The sequence below is a fragment of the Bacillus cereus group sp. MYBK108-1 genome (assembly GCF_051917185.1).
Taxonomy (GTDB): Bacteria; Bacillota; Bacilli; order Bacillales; family Bacillaceae_G; genus Bacillus_A; species Bacillus_A cereus.
Map to the genome: position 1 here is coordinate 37628 of NZ_JBQAHZ010000018.1, position 13908 is coordinate 51535.

A 13908-nucleotide genomic window follows, 5' to 3' on the forward strand; every position below is an offset into this window, starting at 1 on the left:
TACTGGGGGTTTTATAGTGCTAAATTTTTTTCTCATAATATTCTTCTGCAATCTCTTCGTAAAAAGCTGCAGATGTCGTATAGAAATATGGAATTAACCATAAGAATCCAATCCCTAACGTAATACAACTTAATATAAACCAGCCAATAAAACTTAAACATAAAATGAAATACTCCATCTTATGTCCATCCATCATACGACGACTTTCTGTAATAGCTTGGTTCAGTGAATACTCAGGATGATCGTTTATAATAAAGTATGTCATCGCATAAGAAAATGATTTAATAATACCTGGAATAATGAACAATAACGTCCATAAGAAAAGATAAAGATTTACTAATAAATATAATAAAAATGATTTTAGAAATCTCTTTCCCTCTGAAAACCAAATGAATACATTACCAATACTAGCTTGCTTTTCACGAAGGATATTTAAACCAAGGTAATATCCACCTAAAGTTAACGGTCCAGTAACAAAAAATGAAAGAATATTCGTTGAAAGTGAACCATTTGTTTTTTGCCAACCGAAAATTAAAGAAAATCCCCAATCAACACTAAAACTAAAAGCCGTGATAAGAATTGAAATGAGTAGTGTAGCTCCAACAGCTAATCCCCATTTCCCTTCTAATGAATCTAGTGCTTCTCCTTTTAAATCACTAATCATGCGTAGCCTCGCCTCCTATACACAATAATTCTATTAGTATAGCATGTTCCTATTGAAATTCACCTTTTGAAATGTAGCGATAAAAGTGTGCTGTCGTCGTACTCATATACGGACTAAGCCAAAGAAATCCTATTCCAAAAGTAAGAAGCGCTAAAATAGCCCATCCTATGAAGCTCAGCCATAAAAGAAACAAATCTAACTTATGACCCTTCATAAGATTCTTACTTTCCTTCATCGCCTGCGAAACACTATATTCTGGATTTTCAATCATCACATAGTACGTCAGTGCATAAGAAAAATACATCACAATCATACCAACAATTGAAATTGCTAATAGTACGAAGAAAGCTATTGCAAATGACGTATTCCCTTCTTCACCTAACAATGCAAATAAGCCTATTAACAGCATCGGAATCCATGTACCTGTATATAACAAAATCGCAAGCATTGCCCACATTGTTTTCATCATTCTTTTAAAGCCACGAAATCCTTCGAATAAGTAATCTACTTTAGCATCTTCTCGTTTACTAATCTGTAAAAATACATTTGTATAACCATATGACGTAATCCCATACGATGCGTTACTCAAAATTATCATAATGCAATAAAAAATTCCAAAGGTAATACCTGCTCCAATTGACATCGTTTCCTCTTCAAATGATCCAGTTAAGCTTACAACTGAGAGAAATATAATAATTCCTGGAATTAATAGTATAAGCATTGCAGCCAGCGAAACAACATAACTTAAAATAAAATATAAAATTGTTGATCCAACACCTAGTCCCCATTTTCCCTTTAAAGAGTACAATGCTTCTCGCTTCATTTCACCAATCATTGATCCATCCCCTTTATGAAATATAAATTGTTGTACACTTCTACTTATACAAGCATCAATATAATTATACCAGTTTTGTAAAATTATCCATAAAATACACAAAAAAAAATCCGTAAAGGCAAAGCCCTTACGGATTTTTTTACTTCATATCGGAAACGTTCAAACGGTTCACAGCACGTTGTAATGCCATTTCTGCACGTTTAAAGTCAACATGTGCTTGTTTATCTTGCAGACGTTGCTCTGCGCGACGCTTCGCTTCATTTGCACGATGGATATCGATATGGTTTGCTTCTTCAGCAGATGATGATAATACAGTCACTTTATCTGGACGAACTTCGATAAAGCCACCGCTTACTGCTACATAATCAGTGTGTCCACCATTTTTCAGACGAACTGCACTAATTTTTAATGGTGCAACAGTTGGAATGTGACCTGGTAAGATCCCCATTTCCCCACTCTCTGCTTTTACACTTACCATTTCTACTTCTTTTTCGTAAACCGGTCCATCAGGAGTTACAATACTGACTGGAAATGTCTTCATACTTCGTCCCTCCTAAGGCCTTACGCCATCATTTTCTTCGCGTTTTCAATAACTTCTTCAATGCCACCTACTAAGCGGAATGCATCTTCTGGAAGGTCATCATATTTTCCTTCTAGAATTTCTTTGAAACCACTAACTGTATTCTTTACAGGTACGTAAGAACCTTTTTGACCTGTAAACTGCTCAGCTACGTGGAAGTTTTGAGATAAGAAGAATTGAATACGACGAGCACGATGTACAACTAACTTATCTTCTTCAGATAACTCATCCATACCTAAGATAGCGATGATATCTTGAAGCTCTTTATAACGTTGTAAAGTTTGCTGTACTTGACGAGCTACTTCATAATGCTCTTCTCCTACGATTTCTGGAGAAAGTGCACGAGATGTAGATGCTAATGGATCTACGGCTGGGTAAATACCCATTTGCGTTAAACGACGCTCTAAGTTTGTTGTTGCATCTAAGTGAGCGAACGTTGTAGCTGGTGCTGGGTCAGTATAGTCATCGGCTGGTACATATACCGCTTGGATAGACGTGATAGACCCTTTATTTGTAGATGTAATACGCTCTTGTAATTGACCCATTTCTGTTGCAAGTGTTGGTTGGTAACCTACCGCAGAGGGCATACGACCAAGAAGGGCAGATACTTCAGAACCCGCTTGCGTGAAACGGAAGATGTTATCGATGAACAGAAGTACGTCTTGTCCTTGCTCATCACGGAAATGCTCAGCCATTGTTAAACCTGTTAATGCAACACGTTGACGTGCTCCAGGTGGCTCGTTCATTTGTCCGAATACCATCGCAGTTTTCTTGATTACGCCAGAATCGCTCATTTCGTGGTATAAGTCATTACCCTCACGAGTACGCTCACCTACACCAGCGAATACAGAGATACCACCGTGCTCTTGTGCGATGTTATTGATTAATTCCTGAATTAATACTGTTTTACCTACGCCGGCACCACCGAATAGGCCGATCTTACCACCCTTAATGTAAGGAGCAAGTAAGTCTACTACTTTAATACCAGTTTCAAGAATTTCTACTTTAGTAGATAATTCTTCGAATGCAGGTGCTTGACGGTGAATTGGATCACGGTGTACATCCGCAGGAAGTTCACCATCTAAGTCAATTGCATCACCTAATACGTTGAATACACGTCCAAGTGTTGCATCACCAACTGGTACAGAGATTGCTTTACCAGTATCTTCTACTTCTGTGCCACGAACAAGTCCATCTGTGGAAGACATCGCAACTGTACGAACTGTATCATCACCTAAATGAAGTGCAACTTCAAATGTTAAGTTCATGCTTCCGTTTTCGTTGCTTTGTTTTACCGTAAGGGCATTGTAGATTTCTGGTAGCTTTCCGCCATCAAACTTAACGTCTACAACCGGACCCATGATTTGCGTAACGCGCCCTTTATTCATCGGGTTCCCTCCTAGCTTTCTTTTAATTAGCTACCTCTATCAGAGAAGTTAGCTTTTAATTTTTTATTAGTTTAGCTTACGCGACTCTCCTGAAAGAGCCGCTTCCGCTTTTTATTGAATCTATCTCCGGTGGCTAGAAGGGTCGGTCATTTCACCCCTTCCTACGAGGCAAAGAACGCCTCTTTGTCAGGAGTTCCAATGCCCTCCCCTTCTGAGCAAGCCACCTACGCTTTTTATTGAATCCAGCTCCAGCGGTTAGAATGTTCGGTGGCTTCGCTTTTTCCTACGAGGCACAAATCGCCTCTACGTCAAAAGGCTCCATCCCCCTCTCATTCTGAACGAACCGCTTCCGCTTTTTAATACTATTCTAACGCTGCTGCTCCACCAACGATTTCCGTAATTTCTTGCGTAATCGCTGCCTGACGCGCACGGTTGAATGAAAGTGTAAGTGAATCGATAACTTCCATTGCGTTGTCTGTAGCACTCTTCATTGCTGTCATACGCGCTGCGTGCTCACTTGCTTTACCGTCTAGTAATGCACCGTACACTAAGCTTTCTGCGTATTGTGGCAATAGTACTTTTAAAATCTCTTCTTCAGAAGGTTCGAATTCATAAGCTGTCGTCGGTTTGTCAGACGCCACATCAGTAAGCGGTAAAATTTTATTTTCCGTTACCTCTTGTGAAATTTTACTTACGTAATGGTTGTAGTAAATGTACAGCTCATCATAAGCACCATCTGCGAACATCGCAATTGCTCGAGAAGCAAGGTCTTTAATATCAGTAAATGATGGGTGGTCAGATAATCCAACTACTTCATCAATAATGTTAAAGCCGCGACGTTTTAAATAATCACGTCCTAGTCGTCCAAGCACAATAATAGAATATTGGTTTGAATCCATATTATGACGTTCACGAATTACGTTACTTACTGTACGTAATACGTTACTGTTATAACCACCTGCTAGTCCGCGATCAGACGTAATAACGATGTATCCTGTACGCTTTACAGGACGCGCATTTAGCATTGGATGATTAATCCCTTTGCTTCCTTGCGCAATGCTCGCTACTACTTCTTGAATCTTTTCCATATACGGAACGAAAGATTTAGCATTTTGCTCTGCACGGTTTAACTTAGATGCAGATACCATCTCCATCGCTTTCGTAATTTGACTCGTTTTCTTTGTCGAGTTAATCTTCGCTTTTATATCGCGTAAAGATGCCACAGGTTTTCACCACCTTTTTTCCGGAAGTTGGCACGATTAGTAAGAATCCTCTTCCTAATCTACGTTGCAAGATATTCTTGCTCATGATTGAAGGAAAAGAATAGGTGCACCTACTCTTTTCCTTTACATGACCTTTAGCAATCTCAGAGCCCGAGATGCCTTTTATATATACTATCTAGCTCCAGCGGCTTGAATGAGCCGCTTCCGCTTTTATTATTCAGAAGCTACGAATACTTTTTTAAATCCATTGATTGCTGCTGCAAATTTGTCGTCATCCGCAAGTTTCTTAGTTGTGCGGATTTCTTCTAATAAGTCAGTCGCATTAGAATCTAACCAAGCATGGAATTCTTCTTCAAAACGAGTGATATCTACTACTGGGATATCATCTAGGAATCCACGTGTTAAAGCGTAAAGAATGATAACTTGTTTCTCTACACGTAACGGTTTGTGTAATCCTTGTTTTAATACCTCAACAGTACGAGCACCACGGTTTAATTTCGCTTGAGTTGCTTTATCAAGGTCAGAACCGAACTGAGCGAACGCTTCTAACTCACGGTAAGATGCAAGGTCAAGACGAAGTGTACCTGATACTTTACTCATTGCTTTAATCTGAGCAGATCCACCTACACGAGATACAGAAGTACCCGCATCGATCGCTGGACGTACGCCAGAGAAGAATAGGTCAGATTGTAAGAAGATTTGTCCATCCGTAATAGAAATTACGTTTGTTGGGATGTATGCTGATACGTCCCCTGCTTGTGTTTCGATGAAAGGTAGTGCAGTTAAAGAACCGCCGCCTTTTGCATCACTTAATTTTGCTGCACGCTCTAATAAGCGAGAATGTAAGTAGAATACATCCCCTGGGTAAGCTTCACGACCTGGAGGACGACGTAATAGTAATGACAGCTCACGGTAAGCCGCTGCTTGTTTTGATAAGTCATCATATACTACTAATACGTGTTTACCATTGTACATGAACTCTTCACCCATTGTTACACCAGCATAAGGAGCTAGGTATAATAATGGAGCTGGCTGAGAAGCAGATGCAGTTACAACGATTGTGTATTCTAATGCACCGTGCTTACGTAGTGTTTCTACTACGTTACGTACAGTTGATTCTTTTTGTCCAATTGCTACGTAGATACAAATCATGTCTTCATCTTTTTGGTTAATGATTGTATCAAGTGCAACTGCTGTTTTACCAGTTTGACGGTCACCAATGATTAACTCACGTTGACCACGGCCAATTGGTACAAGAGCATCGATCGCTTTAATACCTGTTTGAAGTGGCTCATGAACAGATTTACGATCCATTACACCTGGTGCTGGACTTTCGATTGGACGAGTGTTTGTTGTATTGATTGGGCCTAAACCATCAACTGGTTGACCTAATGGGTTTACAACACGACCAATTAGTTCTTTTCCTACTGGTACTTGCATGATGCGACCAGTACGACGAACTTCGTCACCTTCACGGATTTCTGTGTAAGGTCCTAAAATGATAATACCTACGTTGTTTTCCTCTAAGTTTTGTGCTAGTCCCATAACGCCGTTAGAGAACTCTACAAGTTCACCAGCCATAACGTTATCAAGACCATGAGCACGCGCGATACCGTCACCAACTTGGATAACTGTACCAACATCACTAACTTCGATTTCAGACTGATAGTTCTCGATTTGTTGCTTTATCAGTGCGCTAATTTCTTCAGCTCTGATGCTCATGTGCTTCACCCCTATCTATTCTTCATTAATTCACGCTGAATACGTGCTAATTTTCCTTGTAAACTTCCGTCATAAATGCGATTTCCAATACGTACTTTAATTCCGCCTAGTAAATCTTCATCTACAACATTTTTCACGCGAATTGCATCTTTTCCCGTTCTCTTTGCAAATGCTTCAGCAATGTTAAGCTTCTCTTCTTCTGATAGAAGACGAGTAGAATATACAGTTGCATCCGCTACGTTACGTTCTTCATTAGCAAGAACAACATATTCATCTGCAATTTCAGGTAAGATATCAATGCGTTTGTTATCAATTAAAATATATAACGTATTTAAAATAGATTCAGAAACAGATCCGAATACGTTTGCAAGAAACGTTTTCTTTTGTTCCTTTGAAATGTTCGGTTGCGTTAAAAAGCTATGTAGTTCTCCGTTCTTTACATAAACGTTTTGTACAAGGCGTAATTCCTCTTCAAACATTTCTAATACGTGTTTTTCTTTTGCAATTTTAAAAAGAGCGACAGCATAACGTTTTGCTACAATCCCATTGCTCATCGCGCTTCTCCTACTTCTTTAATATAATCGCGAATTAACTTCACTTGATCTTCTTCTTTTAATTCTTTTTCAATTACTTTAGAAGCAATTTGAACAGATAAAGAAGCGACTTGTTCTTGTAAAGCAGCAATTGCTTGCTCTTTTTCGCGTTGAATTTCTTGTACAGCAGATGCTTTAATTGATTCTGCTTCTTCTTTCGCAGCAGCAACAATAACATCCTTTTGATCTACAGCTTGCTTTTTCGCTCTTTCGATTAACTCTTGTGCTTCAACACGCGATTGTTTTAACATCTCACGTTGTTCTTCTACTAATTTCTTCGCTTCAGCATTATTTCTTTCTGCAGCGTCGATTTCATTAGCAACGTGCTCTTCACGTTCTTTCATAATTCCCATTAAAGGACCCCACGCAAATTTGCGTAGCATTACTAATAGAAGTAAGAAAATGAACAATGTATAAGCAATCGTTCCAAATGGAATGGAAGCTCCTAATAATAAAGTTGGCACAAGGATTCACTCCCTTCAAAATATCTAAATTGATCATATGAAAAAAAAGACATACGTTTCGTTCATAAAGCAATGGCGAAGAAAGTTCGGAAAAACACTCTTCGCCATCTATGTAAGGGGAGTCTCCCTTATTTGTTCATTACGATGAATGCAATAACTACACCGATGATTGGAAGTGCCTCAACTAAAGCAACCCCGATGAACATAATTGTTTGAAGTGCGCCTTTTAATTCTGGTTGACGAGCAACACCTTCGATTGTACGTGATACGATAAGACCGTTACCAATACCTGCACCTAATGCTGATAAACCAATTGCAATTGCAGCTGCGATTACACCTAAACTCATTTAATTTGTCCTCCTTTGTATTATAAAAAAATAAATTTTTTCTTACTTAAATTATATTAATGGTCATGGCTTACTTTATGAGCCATATAAACCATCGTTAACATAACGAAAATAAATGCTTGGATTGATCCAACGAATACACTGAATCCCATCCATGCTAACATTGGTACAAGCGCACCTAATGCCCCAAGGACTGATGCTCCGCCCAACTTAGCAAGTAATCCTAATAAGATCTCACCTGCATAAATGTTACCAAATAAACGAAGACCTAACGTTAATGTGTTAGCAAACTCCTCAATAACCTTTAATGGGAATAAGAATTTCATAGGTTGGAAATAACCTTTTACGTACTCTTTCGTACCCTTCATCTTAATTCCATAATAATGGGTGAGGGTAACTACCATCACGGCTAATGTTAATGTAACTGCTGGATCAGACGTTGGTGATCTCCACCATGCAATATGTTCGCCAGCTTCAGTTGCTGAATACATGAATGGTAAACCAAGGAAGTTCGATACGATGATAAACATGATAAGCGTAACGCCAAGCGTTAAGAAACGTCCACCTGTTTTCCAGTCCATCGTACTATTGATAATCCCTTTCACGAAGTCAAACACCCATTCCATGAAGTTTTGCATCCCGGTTGGGCGAAGAGCTAAGCTGCGAGTTCCGATAACAGCGATTAAGAAAACAATAACTGCTGCTACAGTAACCATCATAACTGATGACAAATCGAACGTTAAACCTAGAAATTCAACTAATTTACCGTGTTCCACTAGTAATTCACCTCTCTTCCCTGCTCTTATACTCTAAATAAAGAAAATCTATGATCATGACAAGGTATCCTGTCAGCAATCCTACACCTAGGCCCCACATCGCGATTAACTCTTGATATTTGGCTGCAAATAAAATTAATAACCCAATCGTGGCGAATCTTGAATATGTACTTACCGCTGTTGCCTTGAACTTCACGTTTTCTCCATTTGTTACGCGATCTAGCAGCTTGTCTGTTCTACGTGCAATGATGCGCAAACTAAGAAAACTGAAAATCGTACCGATAATCAGTCCAAGAAATACATCCTTGTAAGAGGTAAATCCCCATCCTAGCACTAGAAGCGCAAGCAAGTAGTACATATATTTCTTTTGTCTTTGGACAAGTCCATGTACGTCTATCATCATTGCTCTCCCGAATAGTAATGTCGAATGAGTCGAATCATTGCGTATACCCCTGTTCCTAGTCCGAGTAATAACCCTATAATAAGAAACAACGGAAACGTTCCAACCTTATTATCAATCCACTGCCCACCAAAGATTCCAACAAGAATAGAACCGACTAATTGAGCAAGAATACCTGACATTAAAGCATAAGCTTTTATATGGCTGCGATCGTTTTTTTGCAAGGATTCATCCCTCCAATATGTAACCCTCATTCACGATGTGTTAATAATAACTCATTTTTTTGCATAAATCCTATACAAAACAAAAAGTTTACATTTTCGTCACGGAATAGATGTAATTTTGTCACTGAAAGCCCTACCATCTATCCCCGTTGTTAGCATACAATAGGGTATTAACAGTGTCAACGAGAAATCGTAAAAAATCTAAAAATTTGAGTATTAGGCATTTCCTCCCAAAAATGAAAACGTTCCCCTTCTAAATACTGGTTACATATATGCAATTTCTAACAGTTTTCTCTTTATAATAGAAGGAAATGTTCACAAGTTTGTCACTATTATATTTTCGAGATATAACGCTTTTCTTCCATAATATAGTGTTCCTCAGACGTAAGACTTCTATATTATATGTGAGGTGTATGCAACTTATGTTGTATATACGATGTATATTTATCCTCTCCCCCCTCCCCTACTTGCTTACAGCAAAAAAGACGAGCTGGGGAATCTCCCCTGCTCGTCAGTTGTCTTACTTCGTTCCGAATAAACGGTCACCAGCATCACCAAGACCTGGTACTACATATCCGTGGTCATTTAATTTCTCATCTAATGCTGCTACATAAATATCAACATCAGGATGTTCTTCTTGTACTACTTTTACCCCTTCTGGAGCTGCAACGATACACATTAATTTAATTTGTTTCGCACCGCGCTTTTTCAGAGAGTTAATTGCTTCAGCCGCAGAACCACCTGTTGCTAGCATCGGATCTAGTACGATAAAGTCACGCTCTTCTACATCCGTTGGAAGTTTCACATAGTATTCTACCGGTTGCAATGTTTTAGGGTCACGGTATAAACCAACGTGTCCTACTTTTGCTGCTGGAATTAATTTCAGAATTCCATCAACCATTCCTAAACCTGCACGTAAAATCGGAATTAAACCAAGTTTTTTACCAGCGATCACTTTTGTTGTCGCTTTGCTTACAGGTGTTTCAATTTCAATGTCCTTAAGTGGAAGGTCGCGAGTAATTTCGAAAGCCATTAAGCTTGCTACTTCGTCCACTAATTCACGAAAATCTTTCGTACCTGTATTCTTATCGCGAATATATGTAATCTTATGTTGAATTAACGGGTGATCAAATACATACAGTTTTCCCATGTGAATCTCTCCTTTAGATGATATTCATGCGTTTGCACGCTTTTTTACACTATTTACGATTGTAAAGAAAACGCTACTAATATTCAAGGGCAAATTTGGCAAAATCATGATTTTACAATGAATCTATCTAGTATCTTTACCAATTATGGGAGCTGTATCCTTCATTATATCGCCAAAATTTATTCATCATTTGTATACATACTTTAAAAATAATATATGTCCAAAAAAAAAGACCGCCAAAACAATTAAGTCTCGACAGTCTTCTTCAATCTATTATAGATTTGGATACATTGGGAATTTGCTAGTTAACGCTTCTACACGCTTACGTACTTCTTCTAACGCAGCTTCATTTTCATGATTTTTTAATGTATAAGCAATAAGTGACGCAATTTCATCCATTTCTTCTAAACCGAAACCACGAGATGTTACAGCTGCTGTACCGATACGTACACCACTTGTTACAAATGGGCTTGCTGTTTCAAATGGAATTGTATTTTTGTTCACTGTAATACCAACTTCATCTAATACGTGCTCTGCTACTTTACCTGTGATTTCTAAGTTACGAACATCAATCAAGATTAAGTGATTGTCTGTTCCGCTAGAAACAAGTGTAAGTCCTTCTTTTTGAAGACCTTCAGCTAAGCGGTTCGCATTGTTAATGATATTTTGTGCATATGTTTTGAAATCATCTTGAAGTGCTTCACCAAATGCAACAGCTTTTGCAGCGATTACGTGCATAAGTGGACCACCTTGAATACCAGGGAAGATTGATTTATCAATTTGTTTTGCAAATTGCTCTTCACATAAAATCATACCACCACGCGGACCACGTAACGTTTTATGTGTTGTCGTTGTAACGAAATGTGCATGTGGTACTGGATTTGGATGTAAACCAGCAGCTACTAAACCTGCGATATGTGCCATATCAACCATTAAATAAGCGCCCACTTCATCTGCAATCTCACGGAATCGCTTGAAATCGATAACACGAGGGTATGCACTTGCACCTGCAACGATTAATTTTGGTTTATGTTCTTTCGCTTTTGCTAATACATCATCGTAATTAATACGGTGAGAGTCAGCATCCACGCCATATTCTACGAAATTATATTGTACTCCACTGAAGTTAACAGGGCTTCCGTGTGTTAAGTGACCACCATGAGATAAGTTCATACCAAGTACTGTATCGCCTTGCTCTAAAATCGTGAAGTATACTGCCATGTTCGCTTGTGCACCAGAGTGTGGTTGAACATTTACGTGCTCTGCGCCGAAAATTTCTTTCACGCGATCACGTGCGATATCTTCTACTACGTCTACGTGTTCACAGCCACCATAGTAACGTTTTCCAGGATATCCTTCAGCATACTTATTCGTTAAAACAGAACCTTGTGCCTCCATTACTGCTTCACTTACGAAGTTTTCCGAAGCAATTAACTCAATCTTTGAACGCTGTCTTCCTAGTTCTGCCTCAATTGCAGCAAATACCTTTTCATCTTGACGTTTTAAATGATCCACCAAAATCCCCCTTTTCTGAACGAATTACATCGATTCCCAACAGTTTTTTCTTATTTATTCAGAAAAAACGAAAATTCAGGTTGTAATTCTTTCGAACCTTCATGTTTTCAACTACATTCTAACATGACTTTCTATATCATAAAAGAAAAAAAAGACCGAAAATCGGTCTTTTCTTTCTTCTATTATAAAGTCAGACAACATACCTTTTATCTTATGATAAACAGGTACTATATGACTTCCTAATTTCTCATATTTAACGGCAAGTGGTAGTCTCTTCCACTGCCGCATAGACAGCACGTGCTCCACCAATTAGTTTTCCACGTGTTTTGGCCATCGTTACATGCGCACTTCCAATTTCCTTCACACTTGTACGAACCGGAACAGCTACATGCTTTAAATGCATACCGATAAATGTATCACCAATATCCATTCCTGCATCAGCTTTAATAAACTCAACTACTACCGGATCTTTCAAATTGTGATACGCGTATGTCCCCAATGCACCACCTGCTGATCTAACAGGCGTAACTGTTACAATTTCAAATTGATATTTTATCGCTACTTCTCTCTCAACTACTAAAGCACGGTTTAAATGCTCACAACATTGAAACGCTAATTCAATACCTGTTTGCTCTTGAAATTGTTTTAACTCAGAGAAAATCGCCTCTGCTACTTCCATCGTTCCTGATGTTCCAATTCTTTCGCCTAGCACTTCGCTCGTGCTACAACCCACTACAAAAACTTGACCGCTTTGTAATGAAGCTTGTTCTTGGAAATCAGAAAGCGACATTTGTAGCTGTTCTCTTACCTTTACGATTTCTGTCATTACGCCTCTTCCTTTCACAGATTGGTTCACCAAATTATATTTCACACTACTGATAGTTAGAATCTATTACTTTGTTTCGTATGTTTTAATTTTTCCTACGCGGTTTTCGTGACGACCACCTTCATAATCAGTTGTTAACCAAATTTTCGCGATATCACGCGCTAGACCAGCACCAATTACACGCTCGCCCATTGCTAGCATGTTAGTGTCATTATGCTCTCTCGTCGCTTTCGCGCTGAAAGTATCATGAACTAACGCACAACGGATACCATTTACTTTGTTTGCTGCGATTGACATACCAATGCCTGTCCCACAAACTAAAATACCACGATCTACTTCACCATTCGCTACCATTTCAGCTGCTGGAAACGCAAAGTCAGGGTAATCAACAGAACCAGCTTCACATTCACAACCTAAATCAATATATTCAATATTTAACTCTTCTAATAAACTTACAAGTTCTTTGCGGATATTCATACCGCCGTGATCAGATGCTATTACTACTTTCATTTTTACCCCTCCAAAGTTTCAATCAATTATCTTCATTTCACACTCGCTACCTCATATAGGAAGAAGTGATCTCCAATATCGTATTATACACGAAACATCAACCTACTGAATGTTTTTTCAGTAAAGTTTGTACAAGTTTTTCCATCTCATCTAACGTTTCTTTATAAATAGAAAGCGAGCCTCCAAATGGATCTGAAATGTCCTTGCCTATACCTTCAGTTAATCCATATAACGTATTTAATTTCTTTTCAACGCTCGGATAATGCCCAAGTACAATTTGCTTATGGTTTTCTGTCATCGTTACGACAATATCAGCCCAATCAAGCAAAGTTTCATTTACTTGCTGCGCCGCATGATCAATTGAAATTCCTTTTTCAGCTAAAGCTTCCTTCGCATGTACCGATGCATCGCTCCCAGGATAGGCGAAAACACCAGCAGATTGCACTTCAAACTTATCTCCTCCGTGATGACGAAGCAACGCCTCAGCCATTGGACTACGACATGTATTGCCAGTACAAACAAATAACACTCGTTTCATTCAAACCCACCCCTATATTCGATTTCTTATCATTCATCATAACTTACATTAGAATAGAACAAAAGAAATGTGAATATACAAAAGGCGCATTTCTCTTATATTTTTTCTAAGAAAAATGCGCCTTATCCACATATATGTGAAACCCTATTTCCA

18 protein-coding genes are annotated in these 13908 nt (G+C 38.6%); all 18 read right to left on the minus strand.

Annotation, left to right across the window (positions count from 1 at the left end; genetic code table 11):
- Positions 1 to 19: 19 nt before the first annotated feature.
- The gene (locus tag ACTFSL_RS21285; protein ID WP_000622462.1) at positions 20 to 664 is read right to left on the minus strand and encodes a DUF975 family protein; all 645 of its coding nucleotides are present in this window, start codon (positions 662 to 664) and stop codon (positions 20 to 22) included.
- 49 nt (positions 665 to 713) lie between these two features.
- A complete protein-coding gene (locus ACTFSL_RS21290) occupies positions 714 to 1499 on the minus strand; it encodes a DUF975 family protein (protein ID WP_000578820.1) in 786 nt (261 codons plus the stop codon).
- A 139-nt stretch (positions 1500 to 1638) separates the two neighbouring features.
- Positions 1639 to 2040, minus strand: coding sequence for a F0F1 ATP synthase subunit epsilon (atpC, locus tag ACTFSL_RS21295; RefSeq protein WP_000847211.1), 402 nt, complete (start codon positions 2038 to 2040; stop codon positions 1639 to 1641).
- A gap of 20 nt (positions 2041 to 2060) precedes the next feature.
- Positions 2061 to 3467, minus strand: coding sequence for a F0F1 ATP synthase subunit beta (atpD, locus tag ACTFSL_RS21300; RefSeq protein ID WP_001032595.1), 1407 nt, complete (start codon positions 3465 to 3467; stop codon positions 2061 to 2063).
- A gap of 362 nt (positions 3468 to 3829) precedes the next feature.
- On the minus strand, positions 3830 to 4690 hold the full coding sequence (gene atpG / locus ACTFSL_RS21305; protein ID WP_000157696.1) for a F0F1 ATP synthase subunit gamma: 861 nt from the start codon (positions 4688 to 4690) through the stop codon (positions 3830 to 3832).
- Between the two features lie 213 nt (positions 4691 to 4903).
- Positions 4904 to 6412 carry a F0F1 ATP synthase subunit alpha gene (atpA, locus tag ACTFSL_RS21310; RefSeq protein WP_000027518.1) on the minus strand — a complete coding sequence of 503 codons (1509 nt, stop codon included), beginning with the start codon at positions 6410 to 6412 and terminating at the stop codon, positions 4904 to 4906.
- Between the two features lie 11 nt (positions 6413 to 6423).
- Positions 6424 to 6966, minus strand: a complete 543-nt coding sequence (gene atpH, locus ACTFSL_RS21315) for a F0F1 ATP synthase subunit delta (protein ID WP_000064683.1) — start codon at positions 6964 to 6966, stop codon at positions 6424 to 6426.
- The gene (gene atpF / locus ACTFSL_RS21320) at positions 6963 to 7469 is read right to left on the minus strand and encodes a F0F1 ATP synthase subunit B (RefSeq protein ID WP_001142624.1); all 507 of its coding nucleotides are present in this window, start codon (positions 7467 to 7469) and stop codon (positions 6963 to 6965) included. Before atpF ends, atpH begins: the two co-directional genes overlap by 4 nt.
- A gap of 128 nt (positions 7470 to 7597) precedes the next feature.
- Positions 7598 to 7816, minus strand: a complete 219-nt coding sequence (atpE, locus tag ACTFSL_RS21325) for a F0F1 ATP synthase subunit C (RefSeq protein WP_000052064.1) — start codon at positions 7814 to 7816, stop codon at positions 7598 to 7600.
- A gap of 56 nt (positions 7817 to 7872) precedes the next feature.
- Positions 7873 to 8592, minus strand: a complete 720-nt coding sequence (atpB, locus tag ACTFSL_RS21330) for a F0F1 ATP synthase subunit A (RefSeq protein WP_000399871.1) — start codon at positions 8590 to 8592, stop codon at positions 7873 to 7875.
- A 7-nt stretch (positions 8593 to 8599) separates the two neighbouring features.
- Positions 8600 to 8992 (minus strand): ATP synthase subunit I, encoded by a 393-nt coding sequence (locus tag ACTFSL_RS21335; RefSeq protein WP_000567600.1) that lies wholly within the window; start codon positions 8990 to 8992, stop codon positions 8600 to 8602.
- Positions 8992 to 9216, minus strand: coding sequence for an AtpZ/AtpI family protein (locus tag ACTFSL_RS21340; protein ID WP_001171223.1), 225 nt, complete (start codon positions 9214 to 9216; stop codon positions 8992 to 8994). The genes ACTFSL_RS21335 and ACTFSL_RS21340 overlap by 1 nt, the downstream gene beginning before the upstream one ends.
- 26 nt (positions 9217 to 9242) lie before the next feature.
- Positions 9243 to 9356 (minus strand): DUF4024 domain-containing protein, encoded by a 114-nt coding sequence (locus ACTFSL_RS21345; protein ID WP_000232962.1) that lies wholly within the window; start codon positions 9354 to 9356, stop codon positions 9243 to 9245.
- Positions 9357 to 9736: 380 nt separating this feature from the next.
- Complete coding sequence (gene upp / locus ACTFSL_RS21350; RefSeq protein ID WP_000517539.1) at positions 9737 to 10366, minus strand: uracil phosphoribosyltransferase; 630 nt, start codon at positions 10364 to 10366, stop codon at positions 9737 to 9739.
- Between the two features lie 273 nt (positions 10367 to 10639).
- Entirely contained in the window at positions 10640 to 11881 is a 1242-nt protein-coding gene (glyA, locus tag ACTFSL_RS21355) for a serine hydroxymethyltransferase (protein ID WP_440042363.1), read from the minus strand.
- A 253-nt stretch (positions 11882 to 12134) separates the two neighbouring features.
- Complete coding sequence (locus tag ACTFSL_RS21360; protein ID WP_000136386.1) at positions 12135 to 12707, minus strand: TIGR01440 family protein; 573 nt, start codon at positions 12705 to 12707, stop codon at positions 12135 to 12137.
- Between the two features lie 66 nt (positions 12708 to 12773).
- On the minus strand, positions 12774 to 13217 hold the full coding sequence (gene rpiB, locus ACTFSL_RS21365) for a ribose 5-phosphate isomerase B (RefSeq protein ID WP_000869542.1): 444 nt from the start codon (positions 13215 to 13217) through the stop codon (positions 12774 to 12776).
- Between the two features lie 97 nt (positions 13218 to 13314).
- The gene (locus tag ACTFSL_RS21370; RefSeq protein WP_000832373.1) at positions 13315 to 13755 is read right to left on the minus strand and encodes a low molecular weight protein arginine phosphatase; all 441 of its coding nucleotides are present in this window, start codon (positions 13753 to 13755) and stop codon (positions 13315 to 13317) included.
- Between the last annotated feature and the right edge of the window lie 153 nt (positions 13756 to 13908).

What these genes read in the sequence shown, in the direction of transcription:
- rpiB (WP_000869542.1), bottom strand. Translation starts at nt 13,217, where the DNA reads ATGAAAGTAGTAATAGCATCTGATCACGGCGGTATGAATATCCGCAAA.
- atpE (WP_000052064.1), bottom strand. Translation starts at nt 7,816, where the DNA reads ATGAGTTTAGGTGTAATCGCAGCTGCAATTGCAATTGGTTTATCAGCA.
- ACTFSL_RS21335 (WP_000567600.1), bottom strand. Translation starts at nt 8,992, where the DNA reads ATGATAGACGTACATGGACTTGTCCAAAGACAAAAGAAATATATGTAC.
- ACTFSL_RS21360 (WP_000136386.1), bottom strand. Translation starts at nt 12,707, where the DNA reads ATGACAGAAATCGTAAAGGTAAGAGAACAGCTACAAATGTCGCTTTCT.
- ACTFSL_RS21370 (WP_000832373.1), bottom strand. Translation starts at nt 13,755, where the DNA reads ATGAAACGAGTGTTATTTGTTTGTACTGGCAATACATGTCGTAGTCCA.
- ACTFSL_RS21345 (WP_000232962.1), bottom strand. Translation starts at nt 9,356, where the DNA reads ATGGTAGGGCTTTCAGTGACAAAATTACATCTATTCCGTGACGAAAAT.
- atpA (WP_000027518.1), bottom strand. Translation starts at nt 6,412, where the DNA reads ATGAGCATCAGAGCTGAAGAAATTAGCGCACTGATAAAGCAACAAATC.
- upp (WP_000517539.1), bottom strand. Translation starts at nt 10,366, where the DNA reads ATGGGAAAACTGTATGTATTTGATCACCCGTTAATTCAACATAAGATT.
- ACTFSL_RS21285 (WP_000622462.1), bottom strand. Translation starts at nt 664, where the DNA reads ATGATTAGTGATTTAAAAGGAGAAGCACTAGATTCATTAGAAGGGAAA.
- atpC (WP_000847211.1), bottom strand. Translation starts at nt 2,040, where the DNA reads ATGAAGACATTTCCAGTCAGTATTGTAACTCCTGATGGACCGGTTTAC.
- ACTFSL_RS21290 (WP_000578820.1), bottom strand. Translation starts at nt 1,499, where the DNA reads ATGATTGGTGAAATGAAGCGAGAAGCATTGTACTCTTTAAAGGGAAAA.
- atpH (WP_000064683.1), bottom strand. Translation starts at nt 6,966, where the DNA reads ATGAGCAATGGGATTGTAGCAAAACGTTATGCTGTCGCTCTTTTTAAA.
- atpD (WP_001032595.1), bottom strand. Translation starts at nt 3,467, where the DNA reads ATGAATAAAGGGCGCGTTACGCAAATCATGGGTCCGGTTGTAGACGTT.